The organism is Flavobacterium sp. 9R, from assembly GCF_902506345.1.
Classification (GTDB): Bacteria; Bacteroidota; Bacteroidia; order Flavobacteriales; family Flavobacteriaceae; genus Flavobacterium.
This window is the reverse complement of the sequence record NZ_LR733428.1, coordinates 21188-47634: the sequence shown is the minus strand read 5'-3', so window position 1 is coordinate 47634 and position 26447 is coordinate 21188. Positions and strand designations below refer to the sequence as shown.

Genomic DNA, 26447 nt, shown 5'->3' with positions numbered 1-26447 from the left:
TTGAGAATGATTATGATTTTTGCTTTGTTTAACATAGTTATCCGATAGGGTTTACTTTTTTTATTATTTATTTTTATTTGTTTTAAGGTTGTTTTTTGTAAAAGAAGCTCCATAATTATAGAATGACTTAGTAAAAATGTTGATAATAATGATAATGTATTCAAGCTACAGATTATTATACTTTTTTAAATAGTTAGAGTGGTATATTTTTTTAAATTATTTCTATTTTCAGTTGGTTTTTAATGTGAATTTATTCAATTTTGGAGCTTAAACGATTCTTAAAATGGATAATACGCATTATATTTCTACCGAACTCCTTACTTTTGAAGCATTACAAGAGATTATTACCTTTCAAAAGACCATTGCCCTCTCTGAAGAAGCTAAAGTAAATATTCAGAAATGTAGGGATTTCTTGGATAAAAAAATGGCCACTCATAACGAACCTATTTATGGCATAAATACGGGTTTTGGTTCTTTGTGTAATGTGAAAATTTCGAATGAAAATTTATCGAAGTTACAGGAGAATTTAGTTAAATCGCATGCTTGTGGCACTGGTGAAGAAGTTCCGACTGCTATTGTTCAATTGATGTTGTTATTGAAGATTCAATCATTAAGCTATGGTCACTCTGGAGTGCAATTGCAAACGGTTGAGCGCTTGGTTGATTTTTACAATAATGGAATCTATCCTGTTGTATATACATTGGGATCTCTTGGAGCATCAGGAGATTTGGCACCTTTAGCACATTTGTCATTGCCTTTAATTGGTGAAGGTGAAGTGTATTTTGAAGGAAAAAAAAGGAACTCGTCTGAGATAATGACAAAGTTTCAATGGGAGCCAATTGTTTTGCAGTCCAAAGAAGGTTTGGCTTTGTTAAATGGGACACAATTTATGGCTGCTTATGGCGCGCACATTCTTATAAAAGGATATAAATTATCTTATTTCGCTGATTTGATAGGAGCGATTTCTCTTGAAGCTTTTGATGGACGAATTGAACCGTTTAATGAATTGATACATTATATTCGACCACACAAAGGTCAAATTGTAACAGCACAACGTATAAATGAATTCTTAGAAGGTAGTCAGATTATTGAACAAACCAAATCGCATGTGCAAGACCCTTATTCCTTTCGTTGTATCCCACAAGTGCATGGAGCGTCAAAAGATGCTATGGAATATGTGAAGAAAGTTTTTAAAACTGAGATAAATTCTGTTACTGATAACCCAAATATTTTTATAGAAAGTGACCAAATCATTTCTGGTGGTAATTTTCATGGACAACCTTTGGCTTTGGCTTTAGATTTTATGGCGATTGCATTGGCTGAGTTAGGAAGTATTTCAGAAAGGAGAACTTATCAATTAATTTCAGGCTTGCGAAATCTTCCAGCCTTTTTGGTTGACAATCCAGGATTAAATTCTGGTTTTATGATTCCACAATACACGGCTGCAAGTATTGCAAGTCAAAACAAGCAATTGGCTACTCCTTCAAGTGTTGATAGTATTGTTTCTAGCAATGGTCAGGAAGACCATGTAAGTATGGGGGCTAATGGAGCTACAAAATGTTTGAAAGTGCTAGATAATTTAGAACGAATTTTGGCAATTGAATTGATGAATGCTTCACAAGCTATTGAATTCAGAAGACCTTTGCAGTCAAGTGAATTTATAGAAATGTTTTTAGCTTCCTATAGACAAGAAGTTCCTTTTGTAAGCGAAGATAGAATATTGCATTACGATATTGAAAAAACCATTTTGTTTCTTGACAGTTTTCATATCGAAGATGATTTGTTAACGTTAAATTAACATTGGCTTAAAATAATGAACTAATTTTGCAATTCTAAATCCTTATAAAATGACATTAAATAGTGTTTTCCAATTTTTAGTACCAAAGGACAAAAAGTTTTTTCCTTTATTTGAAGAGGCATCAAGTAACTTAATTGAATTAGCTTCTAACTTGCACGAAGCAGTGAACTTACCTTTAAAGGAAAGAGAAGTTTTGTTTTTAAAAATTGATGAATTAGAACAGCGTGGCGAAGATTTAACGCGTCAAACCAATCTAGAGTTAAGTAGAAATTTTATTACTCCTTTTGATAGAGAAGATATACACTCATTGATAACTTCAATTGATAACGTGGCCGATAATTTACATGGTGCAGCTAGTAGAATGCGTTTGTATCAAGTAGATAAAATCACTAAATCTATTCGTAAATTAACAGAAATTAACCTTGAAGCTTGTCAGCATATTGACGCTGCTGTTAAAGAGTTGAAAAATTTAGAACGAATGAAAACCATTACTACGGCTTGTGCTAAAATCAATAAATTAGAAAACAAGTCGGATAATGTATACAATAAAGCTGTTTTTGAAATTTTTGAAAACGAAACTGACGTAAAAAATATTATTAAATATAAAGAAGTACTTTCTGTATTAGAAACTGCTACGGATAAATGTAAAAGTGTAGCTAGTGTATTGGAATCAATCACTGTAAAACACTCGTAAATTTATTTATTCCCTATAGAAAATACAATTATGGAATTTACTTTATTAATAATAATTATTGTTTTAGCATTAATTTTTGATTACATCAATGGTTTTCATGATGCAGCTAATGCAATTGCTACCGTGGTTGCGACAAAGGTACTTTCTCCTTTTCAAGCGGTATTATGGGCAGCTTTCTTTAACTTTTTAGCCTATTGGGTATTTGGTTTTGGTGTAGCTGACACCGTTGCAAAGACAGCAAGTACAATGGATATAAATCTTGTTGTGATTTTGGCTGGGGTTATAGCAGCGATTTGTTGGAACTTACTAACTTGGTGGTTAGGTATTCCTTCAAGTTCTTCTCATACTTTGATAGGTGGTTTTGCTGGAGCAGCCATAGCTCACGCAGGTTTTGGCGTGGTTACTTGGTTCAAAGAAGGAAAAGATGGAGGTTTGCCTTCTGGTGTTTTAATCGTTATAGCATTTATCGTTTTAGCGCCTTTGTTGGGAGCTTTGATTTCTTATTTAATTTCAATTTGGTTATTAAATTCTTCTAAGAAAAGCATTTACCCAAAAATATTTACCTTGTCAATAATGGCAGTAACTGTTTGGTTTGTTGAAAAACAAATGAAGTATTATGCAGATATTGAAAAACCAAGATTTGATTCACACTTTTGGAGCGTAGCTTTTGAAGCGCACAATATCAAATGGTTATTAGTTGCATTTATTGTTTTGTCAATAAGTACTTTCTGTTTGATTTTTAGTAGTTTAAATATTCATCAAGCGAATTCGTGGTTGAAAAAATTTCAATTACTGTCTTCTGCGGCTTTTAGTTTAGGACACGGTGGAAACGATTCTCAAAAAGTAATGGGAATTATTGCAGCAGCAGTAGCCGTATATATTCATACTAGTGGAGTGGCTCAAGAATCTTTGCCAGATTGGTTGCAAGTGATTTTACCTAATGATGATAAAGAGATAAAAGGAGCAATGCCATCTTGGATTCCTTTAGCTTGTTATACTGCTATTGCGGCAGGTACATTGAGTGGTGGTTGGAAAATTGTGAAAACAATGGGTTCTAAAATCACTAAAGTATCATCCTTCGAAGGTGTTGCTGCCGAAACAGCTGGTGCTTTGACCTTATATTTCACAGAACATCTTAAAATTCCAGTTAGTACTACTCACACCATTACAGGTTCTATTATTGGTGTAGGATTGACCAAAAGAGTTTCTGCAGTGCGTTGGGGGGTAACCGTAAGTTTAATGTGGGCTTGGGTATTAACCATTCCTATTTCAGCATTGTTAGCGGCAATTACTTATTATATACTAAGTATCTTTTTGTAGTTAACAAACAATATATAAAAATGGGCTATGAAGAATTTTTTCTTGATAGCCCTTTTTTTTGCTGTTTAACGTTCACTATATTTTTTTAACGAATACAATGCTTTTTCTTGAATTTTCTTTTGGAAAAAGCCTGTCCAGCCTAGTAAATATCCTTTCCATCCCATCGCTTGTTGCGACCATTTCCATACATTGAAGTTATCGGTATGTTTGTATATAAGCCCATCTTTGAATTCAAATTCAGCGGCAATATGATTAACTACTTTTCGGTTAGTTTGTGAAAAAGTGTAATGTGCAACCCATTTTGCTGTGCCATAAGTATCATCTGCTTTAACTTCATTGTACTCAATTTTTATAGCACCTTTGGCTCTTTCTAAAAGCATTTTCCACATCATACTGGCTTGTTCTTCTTTTAAAAGTCCAAAAGCAGGGTCACGAAATTGAATGTCGGGATGGTAGCATTCTTTCATAGTAAGGGCGTCTCCATTCTGAAAAGCTGTGTAGAATTTATGGATGAGTTGTTCGTTTGGATGCATGATTATGAGTTGATTTTTAATAATAAATTAGGGTCTGGACAATTGGATAAATAAAAAGAAAGCATACTTTGACTACATACTCCTGGATAATCACCTTCTTTATCCTGAATATCTTTTATGATTTGGAAATGCAAATGAGGTGCATAGTCGCCATTTACGCTTGCTTTTCCTAATGTGGCTATTTGTTCTCCTTTTTTTACAATTTGTCCTTTGGAAAGGTTTTGAATGCTCTCTAGGGACAAGTGTCCGTATAAAGTGTAGAAATGGTGGTCGTCAATTTGATGTTCTAGAATAATAGTTGGGCCGTAATCTCCTAATTGATTATTGAATTGAAAGCTGTGAATTTTTCCATCTAACGCAGCTAGAATAGGGGTATTAGCAGTTGTCCATAAATCTAATCCAATGTGTATATTGCGTTCCTCTTCCTCTGAAGTATTGAACACGTGGCTTCTTTTATATAAGTTTCTTGTTTCGTTATATCCGCCATAAGCGATGTTAGCTTGATTTTCCTTTAAATAGTTTTCGATATAATTTTCAAAACCGACAGAAGTAGTTAGATTATAGTTTGTTAATTCTTGATTGTGAATAGATAAATCTAAGGCAACATAGGAAGAATAAGGGACTGCTGGAGCAATTACTTTTATTCCTTCGAGTTTTTGTAGTACTTGTTCAAGTGAGGTCATTCCTTTTTTTATTGAATTTTAAAAGTAATAAAAAAAGTATATAACAAAATGTTTATTTCATAAATAAAAATGCCGTTCCTATTCGAAACGGCATTTTTTTATAAGTGTTTATTTTTTAGTATAAACTAGGAAATTTAGCAGGATTACTTTCGTGCATCATACTGTACACTTTTTCGAAAATATCCTCAGCAGATGGTTTTGAAAAATAATCTCCATCGGTTCCATAAGCTGGGCGATGTGCTTTGGCAGTAAGTGTTTCAGGCTTGCTGTCTAAGTATTTGTAACCATCTTGAATTTCTGTAATTTGTTGTAAAAGATAAGCCGAAGCACCACCAGGAACATCTTCGTCGATGACTAAAAGGCGATTCGTTTTAGCTAAACTTTTTACAATATCATGATTCAAGTCAAAAGGAAGTAATGACTGCACATCGATAACTTCGCAATTGATTCCCACTTCTAAAAGTTCGTTAGCGGCTTGTTGTACCAAACGCAAAGTTGAACCGTAAGATACCAAAGTGATGTCTGTTCCTTCTTTCAGTGTTTCAACAACTCCAATTGGTGTTTTGAATTCACCATAATTAGTTGGAGCTACTTCTTTCAAGCGGTAACCATTTAAGCATTCAATCACTAAAGCCGGTTCGTCACATTCTAAGAGTGAGTTGTAAAATCCAGCAGCTTGTGTCATATTTCTAGGAACCAATACATGCATTCCTCTAACAGCATTGATAATCATTCCCATTGGAGAGCCAGAATGCCAAATTCCTTCTAAACGATGACCACGAGTACGAACAATAAGTGGTGCTTTCTGTTTTCCAACGGTACGGTATTGCAATGTAGCCAAGTCATCACTCATGATTTGAATAGCATACAATAAGTAATCTAAGTATTGAATTTCTGCGATAGGACGTAATCCTCTTAACGCCATACCAATCCCTTGGCCAAGTATGGTAGCTTCACGAATACCTGTATCGGCAACACGTAATTCTCCATATTTTTCTTGCATACCTTCCAATCCTTGGTTTACATCACCAATAGTCCCGGCATCTTCTCCAAAAATTAAAACTTCAGGATATTTGTTGAAAAGAGCGTCAAAGTTGTCACGTAAAATCATTCTTCCGTCAGTATCAGCAGACGCATTTTCGTTATACGTTGGCGCTATTTTTTCTACTGATTGAACATTGAATTTTGATTCAGAGTGAAGATTGCTACTGAATTTTGGTTGCGTTTTATTGATGTAAGCTGATATCCATTGAGCTAATTCAGTGTGTCCTTTTTGATTGATTAGCAATCGCAATGATTTTCTAGCTGCAATTAAAATTTCCTTTTTTAATGGGTTTTTAATGGCTTTTAAATCAGCAATATGTTTTACGATAAAATCTTTATTGATGCTTGAAGGTGCTAATTGTTCTAATAAATTAATTAGCTCTTTTTGTTCATTAATTATTGGTTGAATGAAGTTATTCCAAGCTTCTTTTTTGGCTTCTAAAACCTCTTTTTTTGCTTCTGCATCAATCACGTCTAATTCTTCTGGAGAAGCAATATTAATTGCAATCATCCATAAACGCATTTGACGTAAACAGTCATATTCTTTTTCCCAAGCCAATCTGTCGCTGTTTTTATAGCGTTCATGAGAGCCTGATGTAGAATGACCTTGAGGTTGTGTAAGTTGTTGTACGTGGATTAAAACAGGAACGTGCTCTTCGCGTGCTATAGCTGCTGCTTTTTCGTAAGTAGCAATCAATTCTGCATAGTCCCAGCCTTTTACTCTAAAAATTTCGTAACCGTTATTTTTTTCGTCTCTTTGGTACCCTTTTAGAATTTCCGAAATGTTTTCTTTTGTAGTTTGGTATTTGGCGTGGACAGAAATTCCATATTCGTCATCCCAAACACTCATTACCATAGGAACTTGTAGTACTCCAGCAGCATTGATGGTTTCAAAAAACAAACCTTCAGAGGTACTTGCATTACCAATTGTTCCCCAAGCAATTTCGTTTCCGTTTTTAGAAAAATTAGAAGCGTTACTTATCTCAGGTATGTTTCTGTATATTTTTGAAGCTTGTGCTAATCCTAACAGTCTTGGCATTTGCCCTGCTGTTGGTGAAATATCGGCACTTGAATTTTTTTGTTGTGTTAGGTTCTTCCAGCTACCATCCTCGTTCAGACTGTGTGTAACAAAATGGCCTCCCATTTGTCTTCCTGCCGACATAGGGTCGTGGTTCAAGTCTGTATGACCGTATAATCCAGCAAAAAATTGAACCGGAGTTAATTCGCCTATAGCCATCATGAAAGTTTGGTCTCTGTAATAACCTGAACGGAAATCTCCGTTTTGAAAAGCCTTAGCCATTGCTAATTGTGGTACTTCCTTACCATCACCAAAAATACCAAACTTAGCTTTCCCGGTAAGTACTTCTTTACGTCCTAAAAGGCTACATTCGCGACTGGTAATGGCTAATTTGTAATCGTTTATAACTTCTGTTTTAAAATCTTCAAAAGTTAAAGTAGTGTTGTGTTGTTCTTTTACCATGGTGTAGTAGATAGTAATTTTATGCAAACTTACTTAAAAACAAGTGATTTTCATAATTCGTTAGATAAAATAAAATTAAATTATTTTCAATCAAAACCGTTTTTTAAGGGTTTTAAATTATTTAATTATTCGTTATTTTATTAAAATAATAGTAAATTACTATTTTATTGTTGGTTTTTAAGTGTTTTTAAAACCATTTTCTTGTAAAAAGATTGATTAGTTTACTTGGGTCAAATGTAACGACAAAGCGAATTTTTTGATTATAATTTCTTTGAGAAATTTCCCAACCATTACTTGAACGAACTGGAAAATAGAGTTCAAAATAATCAGTTAATAGATTCAGTCTAACGCCACTATCATAAACAAATTGTGCTTGTGTACCTTTATTTTTAACAAAACCAGCATCACCATAAAGTTCAATCCAATTCCATATATTGAAGCTTGCATTAAAAGTAGTCAACCATTGGTTGGCATAAGGTGTGTTGAGTTTTGATTTAAATCCTCCTTCGGCCAAGATAAATTGTCTGCTAAAAAATCCGGTACTTTCTGAACGTCCGTAATAGTTGTAATCAAACAAATAATCCGTTGGGCGGTCTAGTGCGTAGCTGAAAAAATCTGTACCTGTAGAAGTATTATACAAAAAACGCCCAATGAACAATCTTAAATTCAGTTGTCGATTGCCCCGAAACAATTTTCGGTAATCAATCTCTACAGATGTTTTACCAAATTCTTTTGCCAATTGTAAATCTGTTGAAAAACTCAAATGATTGGTTATTTCAGTTTTTGAATTGATGTATCTGGCATTAAAAACCGAATAGTTTAGCATAGAATTATCCACGACAATCGCGCTTTTCTCTCTATCGACCATAACATGCCGAAATACTAAAAGTTGCTTCCGATTGTCTCTAAAATCCCTGCTTCTAATTTGCATTTGTATCATTGGATTGAGTCGTAGGTAGGTAGCGTCGGGAGCATAATGAAAGTAGGATGCTCCAAGCGAATAGCGAACATTGTACAACCTACTTTCTCGATAGTTTTCATTCACTACAAAAAATCCAGAACCCGAAAAAGTCTTTGCTTTTAAGGAATACATCGGACTCATATCGAATGTAAATGGCTTGTTTAAAATCGTTTTGTTATGAAAACGTATGCCAGGAGAAAAACCATCATATACATTAAATCCTAATACTGGAGTATACAACACTTGATTGTAATACGGGTCTTCTAGGTCTTTTAGAAATACAAACTTTAAAGGGCGATTATTTGGAAAAAAACCATTCAATTTTCTCCAATTATTTCTTAAGTTAAATTCGGGAACTTCATTGTTTAAGTTCAAAATTATTTTCTCGGCATTTTCTCTTGGGATACTGTAAATAGTATCTGGATTTTTCGGGATGTCTAACCATTTGCTAAAAACGATGTTTCCTTTTTTGGTCCCATAAATTGGTACAGGTACAAAAACATTTGTCTTGTTTTTGATAGAAAAACGAATACTGTCTTTTGTTTTGCTTACTAAATCAATCTTAAAATCAAGTAATTTTCTGGAGTTAATGATTGTCTCAAAAAACCAGTCAATGTTTTTTGTTGTATTCGATTTAAGAATGCTTATTAAATCATCATCATTGGTTTGTTTTCTTTGATTTAAATCATAAAAAGCCAATATGCTTTTAGGTACAGTTGCTTCTTTTAAATAATTATTCAAGTACTTAAAACTCAATCCAGCTCTGTATTTACTTGCAATTTGTTCATTGAATTTTATTAAAGTATTTTTTGGGTCACCTAGTGGTTGGTCTAGATTTTTTCTTGCCATTAGCATATAGAAGTAGCTGTATTGGTCATTAAAATCGAGATTAAATAGATTGTAACTTTTTAATACTCTTATCTTACTTATGGTTCCAAACATTTTGCTATCAGGATGGTAAGTATCAATATAATTCATCATAGTATAAATTTGTATACCATCATAAATCCAATTGTCTTTTCTGGGGTCTAATCGCAAAGTGTTCTTTAAATAATTATTCAAAAAAGTTTTCAAAAACTGCAATTCAAATATAAATTCATTGCTAAATGGACTCAAAAAAGAGGGTAACTGATTCAATCCATAAAACTGATTGTGTTCATAATCAGATTGGCTAACCGTAATTTTAGTATGTGGATACAAGCCTATTTCATTTTTTGCAAAATGTACAATTCTATCAATAATAATTGCTTTTTGAATAGGGTCAATAGCATTATCTTTTAGGTTTGTGTGTATGTCAATAAGGTCACTTTTATAGTTTGTAAAGCTGTTTTTTTCCTCAACAAAAAGACTAAAATCAGTTCTATTATTGCCACTCAAAGAATAAGTTGTAGCGTTGCTATCTGATTCTTTTTTTGTTGCTATCAAGTCTGTAGTCACAGCATAATTTAGAGGAACTTTTAGCGTAACTTCAAAGGAGCTTAATGCGTTCGCAATGTCTTCTAAGTTTGCATTACTGTTCTTTGTAAAGGCTTGATTTTCATATCGAGCTGGCGACAAAAACCAATTTTTAAGGTTCATTTTTTTGGCAGAATAGCCAATACCGGTAAATCTATCACTTGGTATTTTTGCCAAATAATTAAGTTGAATTGTAAGGTTTTCGCCGGGAAGTAGTGGTTTTTTTAATTGTATTTCAATGACATCCGGCTTTTTATTCAAACGTTCCCAAAGCAACTCTTGTTGTTCTCTATCTCGAATACTTAAATTAAAAGTCCCGCCTCGTTCTTCTTTTTTAGACAAATGAAAACCGCGATAAAATTCATCAGAAAAACGTTTGCTAAGCGGAGTCGATAGGTCAGAGTAAGCGTGGTTCCAATCGTTCAAAACAATCGTTTTTAAGGTGTCGTCACTATCATTATTAAAATTGATTTCTTGCTCTACATAAAGTGATTTAGTAGTCCAATTTACTGTGGCTTTAAGATTTGTCTGATGTTGCCCTTTTGCAGAAAAAGAGAAGAACAACAGTAACAAAAAAAATAAACAAGTAGATTGGCGCATCAAACAGCTTTTGGATTTAGGGGTAAACTTACATTCAATTAAAATAGAGTTGCTTTTTTTTGAAGCAGAAAGAATAGGCTTTTCAGGAAACAACGTCCCGCTATCCGCTATATCTTTGTTTTTTTAAAGAAAAAAACAAAGGATGCCGCTACTATCGGGGCTAAAGATAAACATTTAGCTTTCTTGGTTTCATTTCAAAACAAAAATCTAACTCTTCCACATAAAAATACATATTCTCCTTGAAACGAACTACTAATTGTAAAAAAAAACTGTCCGACAGGACAGTTTTTCTATTAAAAATTTGGACTCAAATCATACTTCTTATAAAACTTATCCAATACATCTAGGACTTCATCTTCGGTATCCACGAGTTTGAATAAGTCCAAATCATCTTCGCTAATGGTATGTTCTCTTTCCACCAATACACTTTTAATCCAATCTATCAAACCCGACCAGAAACTAGTTCCTACCAAAATGATTGGGAACTTTCCAATCTTTTTAGTCTGAATCAATGTAATAGCTTCGAATAGTTCATCCATTGTACCAAAACCACCTGGCATCACAATAAATCCTTGCGAATATTTCACAAACATTACTTTGCGCACGAAGAAATAGTCAAAATTCAGGTTCTTATCGTGGTCAATATAAGGATTGAAATGTTGTTCAAAAGGCAATTCTATATTCAATCCTACTGAAGTACCTCCACCTAAATGAGCACCCTTGTTTCCAGCCTCCATAATTCCAGGTCCACCACCTGTGATGATGCCGTAACCAGCTTTGCTAACTTTATAAGCAATTTTCTCAGCCAATAAATAGTAAGGGGTGTCAGGTTTTAAACGTGCCGAACCAAAAATAGTCACACAAGGCCCAATTCTACTCATTGTTTCGTATCCATTTACGAATTCGGACATAATTTTGAAAATCGCCCAGCTATCATTCGTACGAATTTCATTCCAAGTTTTGCGTTTCAATTTGTCTTGAATCACTTTGTCTTCGTCGTTATCAAAATCTTCTAATTTCATATGCTTTCAATTTTATTATTTTTTCAACGGATAAAAATCTGTTATTATTATGTTCTTGTTCTTTTCTGTTGTTGAGGGGAATTATACCAATTCTTTTTTCAAAAATTCTCCTGTATAGCTCTTTTTTACTTTAATGATTTCCTCAGGTATGCTTTGATTAGAGTTTTAAATCAATATTATGTTAAATTAATTAACTTCTAGAAGTTTCTGAATACTGTTATTTAATAATCGACTTTCATTTTCAAAGTTTAATCCAATACTACCAATTGATGGATATACAGGGTTGTCGCTATCTAAATCATATTCCTTATTTTGATAAAACTCTATTGAATCTTCGATTCCTGGATATAATACAAATAATCCTAAAGGATTGAAAAAACCACCAGATTTATTTCCTATACCGTGAAGATATTTTAATGTTAAATCAGGATAATCAAATCTATTAATGATGTCTAATTTCTTGTATTTTGCATCAATAATTATGAATTTACCATTCTCCAATTCAATAGTAAAATCAGGTTTTAACTTTCCAGAATTATTTCGGACTGTTGTAAGTTTGTTTGGTATTGTTTCAAAATACAAATAATGAACAATACCTTTTTTAAATAATTTAATTTTATTAGGGAACCCATCTTCATTTCGACTAATTTCTTCAGCTTCATATTCTAAATTTATGAAAGAATCTATTAACTTGTAAAAACAAGCTTTTTCAAATAGTTGATCCATTCTGTTTATTCCTTTGAATAGTTTTTTATCTTTAGAATAGGTAGCGTTTTTATAAAGTAACCATTCAATTAGCTTTTTGTATACAAAATTATAATGTTCTTTAGATTCTATTTTGTTGGTATTGATAAAATCTAAAGTTTCATTAGTTACAGGTATATATCTGTCTAAATAAAATTTAACTTCAATTATGTTTTCAATTATGTCTTGCAAACGTTTTAGACTTCTTTTGTAAGAATAGAAATTTAAGCGACCGTCGAAAGTAACTTTGGAACAATTTTTAATATTCTCTTCAAAAGAGTCTTTAATTTGATTTAAGAAAAGTTTTAACTCAGTTAAAAAACCGTGTATTATTTGATTTTCGTTTGTGTCAGTACTTTCTTCAAGTTCATTTGAGAGTATTTCTAAAGGAGCAAAGAGTCTATTATTTATTATTATTTTATTTACATCGTAGGATGTGGATGGATATAAAGTGTCTAAGTTATTTATTAGCCAAAATAATGATTCATCTGATATATTTATTTCTGCTGTATAGTTTACAATTTCATTTTTTTGCTTGATAATTTTAATTTTATCGAAACTAAAAAAATGAAGATGTTCGTTTTTTAAATCATTAACAAAATTTTCGCAAAAATTAAGTAGCCATTCTATTTTATCATCTGCATTCAATGGAGCTGCTGTATGCTTTAATAAGGAATGTTTTGTCCATATTTTTGTTCTTTTTGATTCAATATATTTAACTAACGAATCGAACTCTATCTCATTTATTTTTGATGAATTAATATTCAAACTAAAAGATTGTATTATTCTTTCGGTTGTATTCTCAATTAACAGAATGTCGCAGCGACCAATAGGATAGTTAACAAATAATCTATAAAACCAGATTTTTTTTTGGAGTGCACTACAATAAATTTCTTTACTATAACTATCAATTCTAAATTTTTGGCTTTGAAAATAATCTTGAAGAGAATTGTAATCAAGTACATAAATATATTTATGTTTAATTTCAGTCAGCCTATTAAGTTTAAAAGGTATATCTGTGATGTCAATTCTTACGTCACCACAATCGGAATCACTTTCTAAGTAAAAAGAAAAATTATCAGTTTCATCGATACAGTCACCTTGGTTTAACTCAAAGTTTTGATTTTGATTGTTTTTTAAGCAATGTAAAATACAATTCATCATAAATTAACGATTAATAGTAAATGTATCTGAAGTGTTTTAACACTTTGCCTCTTTCAATTATTTTGGTCAATAATTTTTCTGATTTGGTCATTCCTTTATCATTCAAATCACTTTTCAAACCTTCTAGTAACTTTTGAAACGATTCTCCCCTCCCGTTAATTAATGGGAGAATGTGTTGACATATGGCATAATCAAGTGCAACATAACTATTGCCTTCTAATAAGCCAGTAGCAACTTTACAATACTTATAAATTGCAATTTCTTTTCGTGGACTAATTAAGATAGTATGATTAGATTCTAATCTTTCTTTTATTTTATTGAATGTATCTTTAATTAATGTTTCTTCTGTTTGCCATTTTTGTGTTTCCGTAAAAATATTTTCTACTTCTTTAAAATTACAAATTGAATCAATGTTGATTGTTGAATCATCAGTAATAATATTTGTTTTATCTAATTGTATTATTGCAGCTCTATCTATCAATCTGTTTGAAAGTGCTTCCGTCGTGTAGTCGTGATTTATGGTTGCAACAAATCTAAAACCATCTCCAAACTGAATTTCTTCATCATCTGAAATTTTTATTTTTCGTGAATAATTGCTATCGGCAAGCTTAATAAAATCAGACCAATAATGCTCAATTGGACTCAAGTTAGCTTCGTCGAGCAGAACAAGATAAGGAGCATTTGGATTTTCTTCGGATTTTTTTAAAGCTTCTCTTAATTTGGTTTTGGCTGGTTGGAATTTATTAGTTAACGGATTAAAAAAACCAATCAAATCTTTTGAAGATGTCCATCCTTTTGCACAAGCAATTTCCAGATAACCATAATCTTCGTTTAGTCCATAACTTTTTGATAATTTTTCAACCAATGAAGTTTTGCCAACTCCAGGAGCACCAGCTATAATGGTTATAAATGTTTGGTTGATTGTAATTATTATATTTGCAACATCGTTAAAAGAATATTCCCTCCCTTGACTTGACAATCTTTCTTTAATTTCAAGGATGTATTTTTTTGCAGTTATATCAGGATTCAATGAAATTATGTTTGCTTTTATTATTTCTGAAACCTTTTTTTTATCCTTGTTTGGCAAGATTTCAATACCATTTAGTAAGTCGTTGTACGTTTTAGCTTCTTGTAATTTTGCAGTATGTTCAGATGCTGTTCTGTCAAATATATCTTTAATCTTTTTTACAGAATCTTCAACTCCTCTTAATTCTTCTTGCTTCTTTTTGATTTCCTCGTCTAATATCTCTATTCTTACAGAGAGCCTTTCGTTTTCCTTTTTTAGATTTGAAGAAGTTATTTTTTCAATTAAAATTTTTTCAATTTCATTAATTTCATTTTCAATATCTAAAACTTTGAAAAGGTTTGGAAAGCGAATAGCATCTACTTTACTATTTTCTTTTACCTTACTTTTTTCTTCTTTGAGTTTATCTTTTAAAGTTCTATTTGCGTCAATTAAAGCTAAATTTGCATTATCTTTTAGTTTTAAATCATTCTCAATATTTTCTATTTTTTTATTTAATTTCTCTATTTCAGAAGTATCAATTGTTTCCTTAATGAATTTTTTGTTAAATAATAACTTAACTAAATTTTCAATCTCAACTTCTTCATTCTTAATTGTTTCTAAATAATCAATATACTTTTTCCATTTGAGATTTTCAGCAGAAGAAATGGCTGATGATGATATGTTTTTAATCTCTTTTAAGAAAGGAGAAATACTTGGTGAACTTTGTTCTAGTTTTTCTAGAGCCCATTTATGAAGTGATGCAACGGGAGTAAAGTCAATTGCAATGCCAATTTTACTATCTATAAAAAATTTAAAATCTTCTAGATACTCAAAACCTTCATTATCTGAAAAAATGAAGTTTGATGCTTCTTCTAGTATTATCTCAAATATTGTTGAAGTGTCATATTTTCTTTCATAGTCTTCAATAAAATTTAAAAATAATTGATCGTTAAAATTTTCTTCAAATTCTTTAAAATTTATAGCTTTAAGCTCTTTACCATTTCTTTCAAAGGGACCAAATAATTTTGTCTTGTTTTTAAGAAAGAATATTTTACTTTTTATATTTTCTGGAAAATCTACTTCATTATTTTGTATGGAAAAACTATTTGTATAAATAGGAATGAATTTTGTAGGCTCAATATTTTTGAAATAACTACTTATTCTAGTATTGTAATTTATTCTTTTTTTGCAAGCTCCACTTTCCGTTTTTTTATCTTCATAGTTATTGTCTTCTGATATAAAAAAACAATTATCCATTAAAAATATTTCTTCTTTTATATCATTATCTAATAATTCATAATCACTAAAAAAAATATGTCCACTATTTGGATATTCTTCCAAAGAAATTGGTGATATGTTTTGATTATCATCAATTTTAAATATTGGTTTTATTAGTCCATTTTTGTAACCTATAAATTGTCTAACTTTTTTTGCTATTATTTTCATTTAATTTTATATTTCTTTAAAAGTAATTTTTTTAAATTAAACTTTCAATTCTTTCTTTAAAAATTCTCCTGTATAACTCTTTTTTACTTTAATGATTTCCTCAGGTGTTCCTTTGGCTACAAGCTGTCCACCACCTTTTCCGCCTTCGGGACCAATGTCAATGATATAATCGGCGAGTTTAATGACGTCCATATTGTGTTCGATAATCAAAACGGTATTTCCTTTGTCCACCAATCGATTAATCACATCCATCAACACCCGAATATCCTCAAAATGCAAGCCTGTAGTAGGTTCGTCTAAAATATAAAACGTATTTCCTGTATCTTTTTTAGACAATTCACCCGCTAGTTTAATACGTTGTGCTTCACCACCAGAAAGCGTGGTACTTTGTTGTCCAAGCGTTATGTAACCCAAACCAACATCTTGCAAGGTTTTTACTTTTCTATATATTTTTGGAATATTTTCGAAAAACGGTACCGCTTCATCAATAGTCATATCCAATACATCCGAAATCGATTTGCCTTTGTAGCGAATTTCAAGGGTTTCTCTATTAAATCGTTTGCCCTGACAGCTTTCGCATTCTACATACACATCAGGTAAAAAGTTCATTTCGATAGTTCGAACACCAGAACCTTCGCAGGTTTCGCAACGCCCCCCTTTTACATTAAAACTAAAACGTCCCGCTTTGTAACCCCGAATCATACTTTCGGAAGTCATCGTAAACAAATTGCGGATTTCGGTAAAAACCTCAGTGTAAGTCGCAGGATTAGAACGCGGTGTTCTTCCAATTGGACTTTGGTCAATATCAATTACTTTATCGATATGTTCCAAACCTTCAATCTTTTTATAAGGTTGCGGTTTTTTGACCCCGTTAAAATAATAAGCATTCAAGATAGGGTAGAGGGTTTCGTTGATTAAAGTTGATTTTCCACTCCCCGAAACACCTGTTACACAAATCATTTGCCCTAGCGGAATTTCTATAGAAACATTTTTTAGATTGTTTCCCGTTGCTCCAGTTAATTTAAGGAACTTTCCATTGCCAGTTCTGCGCTTTTTGGGAATGTCAAATTTCATTTTTCCATTCAAATATTGTGCAGTTATAGTATTGGATGCTAAGGTTTCTTGTGGAGTACCAATGCTGATGATTTCGCCTCCATATTTCCCTGCTTTTGGACCAATATCTATTACATAATCGGCACGTTCAATCATATCTTTGTCGTGCTCAACGACCAAAACGGAATTGCCAATATCACGCAATTGCTCTAGCGAATGAATTAGTTTTTCATTATCTCTCTGATGTAAACCAATACTCGGTTCGTCTAAAATATAAAGCACACCAACCAATTGCGAGCCAATTTGGGTAGCCAAACGAATGCGCTGTGCTTCACCACCCGAAAGTGATTTAGAACTTCGGCTCAACGCCAAATAATTTAAACCAACATTCATCAAAAACGCTAATCTGTCTTTGATTTCCTTGATGACTTCTGTTGCAATTCGTTTTTGTTTATCGGTCAAATGATTTTCTAAATCCAAAAACCAAGCCGTCAAATCTGAAATGTCCATAGTGCACAATTCAGAAATATTCTTTTCGTTTACTCTAAAATAATTAGCTTCTTTTTTAAGGCGAGAACCTTCGCAAACTGGACAAGCAATTTCGTCCATAAATTCTTTAGCCCAACGCTTGATAGCAGTAGAGCCGCTTTCATCGTGTTGGTTTTTGATGAAATGTGAAATGCCTTCAAAATCAATTTTGTACTCTCTCGTGACGCCCAAATCCTTGGATTGAACAGCAAATTTTTCTTTACCACCATTCAAAATCATTTCAATAGCTTCTGGAGGAATTTTTTCGATGGGGTCCGTTATTTTAAAATTAAATTTTTCTCCAATAGTTTCAAGCTGCTTAAAAATCCAAGACGACTTGTATTCTCCAAGCGGAGCAAAACCACCTGCTTTGATAGATAATTTTGGATTGGGAATGATTTTTTTGGTATTGATTTCATTAATAGTCCCTAATCCATTACAGTGTTCGCAAGCTCCTTTTGGTGAGTTGAAAGAAAACAAATTGGGTTCAGGATTTTGATACGAAATTCCAGTAGTTGGACACATCAAATTACGACTAAAAAAGCGTACCTCATTCGTATCCTGATTCAAAATCATCAATACATTTTCACCGTGATGCATAGCAGTGTTGATACTTTCGGACAAACGTTTTTGTATGTCATCAGAAGTATCAACAACAATTCTATCCACTACAATTTCTATATCGTGTGTTTTGTAACGGTCGAGTTTCATTCCGGGAGTAATGTCTACAATTTCTCCATTTACTCTTACTTTTAGAAAACCTTGTTTGGTAATTTGTTGGAAGAGTTCGGCATAATGTCCTTTTCTCGCTCGAATGATTGGAGCCAAAATATTGATTCTTTTTCCATTAAAATCCTGAATGATTAATTCTTTGATTTGCTCATCAGAGTAGGAAACCATTTTTTCTCCCGTATTATAACTATAGGCATCAGCACCACGCGCATATAACAAACGCAAGAAATCGTATATTTCAGTAATTGTTCCCACGGTAGAACGCGGGCTTTTGCTAGTCGTTTTTTGTTCAATAGCAATCACAGGCGAAAGACCATCGATTTTATCAACATCTGGACGTTCTAATCCTCCTAAAAATTGTCGGGCATAAGCCGAAAATGTTTCTACATAGCGACGTTGTCCTTCGGCATAAATAGTGTCGAATGCCAAAGACGATTTTCCCGAACCCGAAAGTCCTGTTATGACAACGAGTTTTTCTCTAGGAATAGCAATGTCGATGTTTTTTAGGTTGTGAACGCGAGCGCCTTGAACTTCAATAGTATTGTTTGTATCTAGCATAATTTTGCAAATTCCGAATAGGTCGGAAGCAAAGTTACTATTTTGATTTATTCTTTTGGTAGAACACTATCGAAGATTGTGTTAAAAAAGGGATACAAAAAAACGCTAACTTTTTGGGTTAGCGTTTTCTTTTTCTGGTACTGATATAGGCTTCAATGGCCTCTTTGGTGGTGTACCAATTTCGCCCTTCTTTGTAGGCGTCTATTTTTCCCGTTCGAGCTAATAAACTAACATATTCTTGTCCGTAAGGGCTACTTGGTTCACTAACAATATTAGCTATTGTCTGAAAGTCGTTGTTACTATCAGGCATAGCATTTAGGTAAATATTCAAACTTCGCTCAAGTGCTTGACTCATCAAGAGTATTAATTTTTGATAGTTACCATTATTAGCTTGATTGAGGGCTTCATAGTATTTTTTTCTATCGTTCTTGAGAATAATTGCTGGTGGAAAACCACATCGCATCAATAACAAATTCATACTTAAACGAACCGTTCTTCCATTGCCATCAAAAAAAGGATGAATCCAAACTAATTTATGATGAAAAATAGTAGCCAACTCAATATCGTTTAGATGTAAAGGGTTGGTGTTAATGAAGTCAATCAATTCATCTAGTAAATCCGAAACTTTATTCGCATTGGGTGGAATAAAATTGGCTCCCGAAATACGGACACCTCCATTACGTAATCTACCTGCAAAATCATCTTCAATCGAGCGTAATACCAAACCGTGTAACGATAATATATCAATACTTCGCAATACATAGTTCTCATTGATTATCGAAAAAAGGTAATCAATGGCTTTGTCGTGATTGTGTGCTTCGAAATGTTCTCTTAAAGAAATCCCTTTTATAGTGATGCCTTCTTGCAAAACCATTTGGGTTTCTCTTAATGTTAAGGTGTTTCCTTCTATACTATTGGAATTGTAGGTCCATTCTATGGATAAACTTTCTTTTATTTTATTCAAAGCGATAGTAGGCAAGGGTCTGCTGTTTTGCAAATCTTGTTTTTTTTGGTACAATCGTTCAAAAGTTGATTGAAATTCTTCGCGATATCCTAAATCTATTTTCCACATAACCCCACAAAAATACAACTAATATCGGATAAATAAAAATATTTACCCATCCGATAATAAAAAAACGCTAACCGAAGTTAGCGTTTTTAAATATCAAAGTATTGTGAAATTATTCTGCTACAAACTCTGCATAAGTTTTAAGTGTAAACGGAATATTCTGTTCTTTTGCTTGTTTTAAATAAGCAGCTTCGTTTTTCGTTTTTAAGTTTTTAAATTCGGTCATTGAAGTGTCAAAACGTTGCAAAATAGCATCTTTGTTTTCTAACTGAGAAGGTGATGGAGCAGTAAAATTCCCTGCTACAGAAGCATAAAGTTCGCCTAATTTTTCTCTCAATTGCGGTTCAGCTGTTGCTACGTATCCATCGCCGGTAGTAACTACCATTTTTGCTTTAAGACTTTCAAAGTCAGTTTTTATCTTAGTCCCTTGTTTGCTAAAACTTTTGTTTTTAGCAATCAATTGATCTAATAATTTTACAGTTTCATCAATCTCATAAACGGTATAAGCCAATTCTTCGTTTTTGTTAAACAATTCACGAGTGGTTTCTTTTTGTTTCAAACGATCAGCTGCAGAGATACTACTTTTCGGATCGTTTAGTACTTTAAGATTGTGCGTATAGGTTTCTTTACCTTTAGTTAATACTACTTTATAAGTACCTTCTTGTACTCTAGGAGCAGTAAATCCTGCAAAAGAAAGCGTTTTGGCAGCAGCAATTTTTGGATTTTTCATATTGTAATCCCAGTTAACTACATTAATTCCTTTTTGCTTACCGGGTGCCAATGAAATGATTTTATTCCCTTTTTCATCTTGAATTTCAATATCCATTTTACCTAATGTGTGTCTTTTCTTAAGGTAATAAATGATTTGAGCACTTGTAGATGGATTTCTACCCACAAATTCAAGCTCTGTTGCTGTAGTTCCAAAGCTGGATTGTTCCTCAATAATTGCAGGTTTTAAATCAAAAAAGTGTACATCTTTAGCTAAAACCTCTTGATTAATTTGACGTAAAGGAGTGATGTCATCTAAAATAATAACACCTCTACCGTGTGTAGCCATAACTAAGGAATTGGTTTTTTTATTAATATCCATAAAGTGAACTGCTACTGATGGCATATTATTGGTAAAATGAGACCAGTTAGCTCCTCCATCAATTGTGATATACAATCCTTTTTCTGTTCCTAAGAATAATAAATTTTCATTCTTGAAATCTTCTTGAATGTTACGAACAAAGCCATCAACATCTGGAGTTATGATTGATTTCCAGGTCTTTCCATAATCGGTTGTTTTGTAGGTGTAAGGAGTGTAGTCGTTTTTGGCGTGACCTTCAAAAACAGCATAAGCAGTTCCTTCTCCAAAAACACTTGCTTCAATATGATAGCACCAAGTATTTTTTGGCAAGCCACTAATATTAGCTACCACATTAGTCCAAGTTTTTCCTCCATCTTTAGTCACTTGTACATTACCATCGTCAGTACCTGCCCAAATTACTTTTTCGTTCAAAGGAGATTCTGCAATGGTAAAAATGGTACAATGTTGCTCAGCACCTGAATTGTCAACAGATAAACCACCTGATTTTGTTGTGTCCATTTTCAGAGGGTCCTTGGTGGTCAAATCTGGTGAAATTTTAGTCCAAGTTCTTCCCATATCTTCTGATTTGTGCACGAATTGGCTTCCCATATAAAAACGATCGGGTTGTTTTTGGCTTATTTCCATCGGAGCGTTCCAATTGAAACGCAATTTTGGATCCCCTTTTACTGCCAATGGCTGAATCGTAATCAATTCTTGTGTATCTGTATTGTAACGCCAAACATTTTCAGCACCTTGCATTTCGCTGTAAATAATGTTCTTGGTTGGATGTTTTATTACTCTAAATCCGTCACCTTGACCAATTCTTGTCCAATCACGAGATTCCACTCCGCCTGGACTTTTAGAAGGACCATACCAAGAACCATTGTCTTGTAAACCTCCATATACATTGAAAGGTTCTTTGTCGTCTATACTTACGTGATAAAATTGAGAAACAGGTAAGTTGCTTACCATTTCCATAGTGTTTCCGCCATCCCAGCTTCTATACACACCTCCATCAGTACCGCAGAAAATACGATTGCTGTCTAGGTTGTCAAAAGTAATGTCATGAATATCTGAGTGCATAACACCTAAATTTTTAAATGTTTTTCCACCATCTCTACTTATGGAACCATTTAAACCACCTTTAACTACGATATCTGGATTTCTAGGGTCAACAACAATTCTTGAAAAGTAAAAAGGACGTACTACTAATCCAAAATCACTATTCAAGTGTTTCCAAGTAGCCCCAGCATCTTCAGAACGATACAATCCGTTCAATTCAGCTTTTTCGGTTTCTAAAACAGAATATAAAATGTTAGAGTTCGAAGGGGCTACAGCAATAGCAATTCGACCTAATTGTCCAGCAGGGAAACCGTTGTGAATTTTATTCCAAGTTTTTCCTCCATCGGTAGTTTTGTACAAAGCTGATTTGGTTCCTCCTGAGCTGAATGACCAACCTGTTCTTCGGAATTCCCAAAATGAGGCATACATAATGTTGCTATTTTTTGGATCCATAATCAAATCTGAACAACCTGTTTTGTTATCTACAAATAAGACTTTATTCCAAGTAGTTCCTCCATCGGTGGTTTTGTATATTCCGCGTTCGTCGCTATCACCCCAAAGTGCACCAAGAACAGCCACCCAAACTATATCGCTGTTTTTAGGGTTGATTACGATGGAAGCAATACGGTCTGATTTTGGCAATCCCATATTTTTCCAGTTTTGGCCTCCATCGGTAGATTTGTATATTCCGTCTCCCATAGAAACACTATTTCTAGTCCACGTTTCTCCAGTTCCTACCCAAATGTTTTGGTCAGGTTTTGAAGGGTCGATAGCTACACATCCAATCGATTGAATATGATCATCGAATACAGAATTGAACGAAGCACCGCCATCGTTACTTTTCCATACACCACCGCCAGCTGTGGCAGTAAAGATTATTTTGTTGTTTGTTGGGTGCATTTCAATATCTGTGATCCTACCGCTCATTAATGCTGGCCCAATGTGTCTGGCTTGAATATCACCAAACAATTCTTTGCCTTTTAGTACTATTTTGTCCTGCGCAAGTACTGTAGTTGCTGATAGTATTCCTAAACAAGCAACCCAAATAGTGGTTTTTTTCATAAAGTTAATAGTTAAAAAAAGTCCTTACTTTTCAATAAGGACTTTGAGTTGGTTTTGTTTTATTTATTGAGCTGGAAAAGCATAAGCTTTTGCGTCTACAGTTGGATTTAAAGTGATTTTTTTAACTTTCATTGCTTGACCGCCTTGGTTCATTGCAAAAGGAAAGTAAATACCATCCACTTCTTGATAATCACTCATAGTAGAAACTGATTTTTGACCTTTAGCAGGACCTTGTTTGATTTCTGTTTCAGTAGCAATTGGTAAATTATTTTCGGTATCAAAATAGTAATAGTTTACATCATCTGTTTTTACTCCGTCAACCGTGATAGGTTTTTTTGTTAATTTTATTTTGTAACACTCTGTACCTTCTTTGGTTTCTTTACCCATTAATTCTATTGAGTACCCTTTTGTTTTGTAATCTAAAAATGGATCTGGAAAATCAGCAGCGCTTAATTTTGCATTAGCGGTAGTTTCAGCATCGGATTTTTCGGCTTTCATTGTCATAAAACTAGTACTCCAAACAGTTTCCCCATCAGAAGCCATTTGAGTCATTTCTTTTCCTTGAATATTGATTTTTACGTACATTTTTCCACCTGGTTCTTGTACGATTTCAACAGGAATTTCCATTCCTTGGGCATTCACAACCATTTCCATTTTTACTCCTTTTAGTGCTTTTAATTTAGCAGCACCACCAATTGTAGTAATGTATTTGGATACAATTTCGTCAGCAGTTTGCGCAATAAGTGAGGAACTACTTGCAAGAAGAAACAATGCTAAAGCAGTCAATTTTAATGTTTTCATAATTTTTAAGTTTAGTTATTTGATTTTAATTGGGTTAGTAGGCACTTAGCCTTTTTTGTTACAAAAAATAGTATATTTTTTTTTGATTAGTCAATAGTCATCGCTTTCAGTTTGGTTCTGTAAGCCTCTAAAGCGACTGATTTTGAGATGAAACCAAAATATTTTCCATTTTGGACTACGGGCAAAAATGCTTTTCTGGTTTGTTCAAATTTATTCATCACAATTTCCATACGATCGGTTGGTGCAATTAATGCAGCTGGTGCAACCATAATTTCTTTGACCAAAGTATATTTTACGCGATAGCTATTAAATATGATTTCTCGGATGTCATTAAAATGAACGACACCTAATAATTCATTTTCTTCATTGACTACTGGAAAAATAACTTGATCCGAGTGTGAAATTAAATCCACTAAGCGTTCTAAGTTTTCGTTTGGAGAAATAGTGAGATAACTAGTGTCAATGATAGTACTTGTTTCTAAAGTTGATAAGACATTAGCATCTTTATTACTGGTGAAGGCGTGTCCTTTTTTGGCCAAATTCTTCACATCCATCGAATGTTTTTCAAAGCGTTTTGAAATGGCGTAACTAGTTGAGGCTACAATCATCAACGGAATCATCAGTCCATAACCACCTGTAATTTCAGCAATCAAGAAAATGGCTGTAAGCGGAGCGTGAAATAATCCACTCAAAATACCTGCCATTCCAACGATGGTGAAATTACTTACTGGTAATTTTGCTATACCAATAAGATTGAGTAATGATGAAAAGAAAAAACCAACATAAGAGCCTAAAAATAGAGAGGGAGCAAAATTTCCTCCATTTCCTCCACAACTCAAAGTAAATCCAGTGGCAAAAACTTTGAGCATCATACTGGCTCCAATGAATAAAAGTAACACCCAATTGTTATTACGGAATCCTTTGAAGAGTGTGTTTTCGAGTAATTGTCCGGGGTCATTTTGAGACAAAATACGGATGCTTTCATACCCTTCTCCAAAAAGTGTTGGGAATACAAAAATCAGCAAAGCCAAGATACTTGAGCCCAATAAAGCCTTTTTGTAAACAGAAAGTTTTGAAATATGAAAATAACGTTCTATTTTTTGAAAATATCTTGAATAATAAACAGAAACAAATCCTGTAAAAACGCCTAAAAAGACATAATAAATGATATTCAGATGATGAAAATGCTCTTGCTGTTTGAAGGATAGTAAGATGCTTTCATCTAATGCAACCACAGAGACCATCGCACCTGTTGCAGCGGCAATCATAATGGGTGTAAATGCAGAAATGCTTACATCAACTAACAAAACTTCCACAGCAAATAATACACCGGCTATGGGAGCATTAAAAGCTGCCGCAATTCCTGCTGCAACGCCACAGCCAATAAGTAAAGTTCTGTCCTTGTAACTCAAATGATATTTTTGTGCATAATTGGAACCAAAAGCTGCACCAGTAATCACAATGGGACTTTCTAAACCAGCCGAACCTCCCAAACCAACAGTTAATGAACTAGTCACGATTTGTGCATACATTTGTTTTTTGGGGATAATACTTGCTTTTTTAGCAACGGCATATAAAATCTGAGAAGTCCCTTTTTCTATACTCCCGCCAAGTAATTTATTCACAACAAAAACAGTAAGCAAAATTCCTATTATAGGTAGAATACTGTTGATGTAGTTGAGTTTTAAAATACCATTGACATAGGTAGCAAACGTAAAAACCGAATGCGCAAATGATTTTAGGATAATAACCGCCAAACCAGCTGATATTCCTACCAATACACTCGATAAAAAAATGAATTGTTTATTAGTAAACTTACTTTGACTCCATACAATTAGTGATTCGAAGCGATTTATCACGCTAGTAATAATAGTGCTGAAATTCATAGTTTTTGTTTTTCAATAATTCGTAAGGCTTCTTTTGTACTTAATGGTTTTAAATTGGTATTAATAACATAGTTTTGGACAGCTATCGGATTGATTTTACTGTATTCTCTTAGTGCCCAACCCATTGCTTTTTGAATAAAAAACTCGTTACTTTCTTTAAAGTGTTCACAAACAGCTTCTAAGATAGTAAAATTGGTATTCTTTTTATAGTCTAATTGAAATAAAAGTGTACTTCTGTTCAGCCAAATATTTGAAGCATTAGAAAATTTCTCAATCACCTTATTCGTTTGTTCAGGGAATTGAACCAAATAGCGTCCCAATAAATATTTGCTAATCGTATCGACACTGTCCCACCACGAGTAGGTGAGTAATAGTTGTTCTATCCAATGAATATCATCTTTTTGTAATTTTTTGCTACAATGCTGAAGTAAAAGTTCAATTGCGCAATAATGAAATTCTCTTTGTGGTTTTTCATAAAGCTGAAATGCCAGCGCGCGAGCATTTACTTTTATTTCATCCGAAAATTCGGCACTAACCGATTTTAAAATTGCTCTTCGTTGTGGCATAGCAATACCAAAAAACGGAAAATGATTTTTCATATACGCTTCCATAGCACTACTTTGTGCTGTATTGGCCTTCGCTATAAATTCTTTTTCTAAGGCTGTAATGAAATCCAT

At 33.2% G+C, this 26447-nt stretch carries 16 protein-coding genes; 3 read left to right on the top strand and 13 right to left on the bottom strand.

Translation table 11 applies throughout. The features are described 5' to 3' along the window. Positions 1-283 precede the first annotated feature (283 nt). From hutH to FLAVO9AF_RS15525, 3 genes are read left to right on the top strand one after another with little or no spacing between them, the layout of a single operon-like run. The gene (gene hutH / locus FLAVO9AF_RS15535; protein ID WP_159691414.1) at positions 284-1798 is read left to right on the top strand and encodes a histidine ammonia-lyase; all 1515 of its coding nucleotides are present in this window, start codon (positions 284-286) and stop codon (positions 1796-1798) included. A gap of 49 nt (positions 1799-1847) precedes the next feature. Then, entirely contained in the window at positions 1848-2492 is a 645-nt protein-coding gene (locus FLAVO9AF_RS15530; RefSeq protein ID WP_159691411.1) for a DUF47 domain-containing protein, read from the top strand. 30 nt (positions 2493-2522) lie between these two features. Then, positions 2523-3812: an inorganic phosphate transporter gene (locus FLAVO9AF_RS15525; protein ID WP_159691408.1), complete on the top strand. Its 1290-nt coding sequence runs from the start codon at positions 2523-2525 to the stop codon at positions 3810-3812. A 65-nt stretch (positions 3813-3877) separates the two neighbouring features. Here FLAVO9AF_RS15525 and FLAVO9AF_RS15520 read toward each other — a convergent pair whose 3' ends face one another. The 13 genes from FLAVO9AF_RS15520 to FLAVO9AF_RS15460 all read right to left on the bottom strand — a co-directional run bounded on the left by FLAVO9AF_RS15520 (position 3878) and on the right by FLAVO9AF_RS15460 (position 26447). Continuing rightward, entirely contained in the window at positions 3878-4345 is a 468-nt protein-coding gene (locus FLAVO9AF_RS15520) for a nuclear transport factor 2 family protein (protein ID WP_159691405.1), read from the bottom strand. 2 nt (positions 4346-4347) lie between these two features. Beyond that, positions 4348-5028, bottom strand: coding sequence for a peptidoglycan DD-metalloendopeptidase family protein (locus FLAVO9AF_RS15515; RefSeq protein WP_159691402.1), 681 nt, complete (start codon positions 5026-5028; stop codon positions 4348-4350). A gap of 115 nt (positions 5029-5143) precedes the next feature. Then, positions 5144-7552 (bottom strand): thiamine pyrophosphate-dependent enzyme, encoded by a 2409-nt coding sequence (locus FLAVO9AF_RS15510; protein ID WP_159691399.1) that lies wholly within the window; start codon positions 7550-7552, stop codon positions 5144-5146. A 187-nt stretch (positions 7553-7739) separates the two neighbouring features. Beyond that, the gene (locus FLAVO9AF_RS15505) at positions 7740-10568 is read right to left on the bottom strand and encodes an aminopeptidase (protein ID WP_236552347.1); all 2829 of its coding nucleotides are present in this window, start codon (positions 10566-10568) and stop codon (positions 7740-7742) included. 293 nt (positions 10569-10861) lie between these two features. Next, a complete protein-coding gene (locus tag FLAVO9AF_RS15500) occupies positions 10862-11590 on the bottom strand; it encodes a TIGR00730 family Rossman fold protein (RefSeq protein ID WP_159691396.1) in 729 nt (242 codons plus the stop codon). A 186-nt stretch (positions 11591-11776) separates the two neighbouring features. Further along, complete coding sequence (locus tag FLAVO9AF_RS15495; RefSeq protein WP_159691393.1) at positions 11777-13498, bottom strand: hypothetical protein; 1722 nt, start codon at positions 13496-13498, stop codon at positions 11777-11779. A gap of 10 nt (positions 13499-13508) precedes the next feature. Beyond that, positions 13509-15950: an AAA family ATPase gene (locus FLAVO9AF_RS15490; protein WP_159691390.1), complete on the bottom strand. Its 2442-nt coding sequence runs from the start codon at positions 15948-15950 to the stop codon at positions 13509-13511. Between the two features lie 36 nt (positions 15951-15986). Then, a complete protein-coding gene (gene uvrA / locus FLAVO9AF_RS15485) occupies positions 15987-18821 on the bottom strand; it encodes an excinuclease ABC subunit UvrA (RefSeq protein ID WP_159691387.1) in 2835 nt (944 codons plus the stop codon). Between the two features lie 118 nt (positions 18822-18939). After that, a complete protein-coding gene (locus FLAVO9AF_RS15480) occupies positions 18940-19893 on the bottom strand; it encodes a Fic family protein (protein ID WP_159691384.1) in 954 nt (317 codons plus the stop codon). A gap of 109 nt (positions 19894-20002) precedes the next feature. Continuing rightward, positions 20003-23083 carry a hypothetical protein gene (locus FLAVO9AF_RS15475; protein ID WP_159691381.1) on the bottom strand — a complete coding sequence of 1027 codons (3081 nt, stop codon included), beginning with the start codon at positions 23081-23083 and terminating at the stop codon, positions 20003-20005. 63 nt (positions 23084-23146) lie between these two features. After that, the gene (locus FLAVO9AF_RS15470; RefSeq protein WP_159691378.1) at positions 23147-23884 is read right to left on the bottom strand and encodes an outer membrane lipoprotein-sorting protein; all 738 of its coding nucleotides are present in this window, start codon (positions 23882-23884) and stop codon (positions 23147-23149) included. Positions 23885-23970: 86 nt separating this feature from the next. Continuing rightward, positions 23971-25770: a chloride channel protein gene (locus FLAVO9AF_RS15465; RefSeq protein WP_159691375.1), complete on the bottom strand. Its 1800-nt coding sequence runs from the start codon at positions 25768-25770 to the stop codon at positions 23971-23973. Further along, on the bottom strand, positions 25767-26447 hold the full coding sequence (locus tag FLAVO9AF_RS15460) for a DNA alkylation repair protein (RefSeq protein ID WP_159691372.1): 681 nt from the start codon (positions 26445-26447) through the stop codon (positions 25767-25769). The genes FLAVO9AF_RS15465 and FLAVO9AF_RS15460 overlap by 4 nt, the downstream gene beginning before the upstream one ends.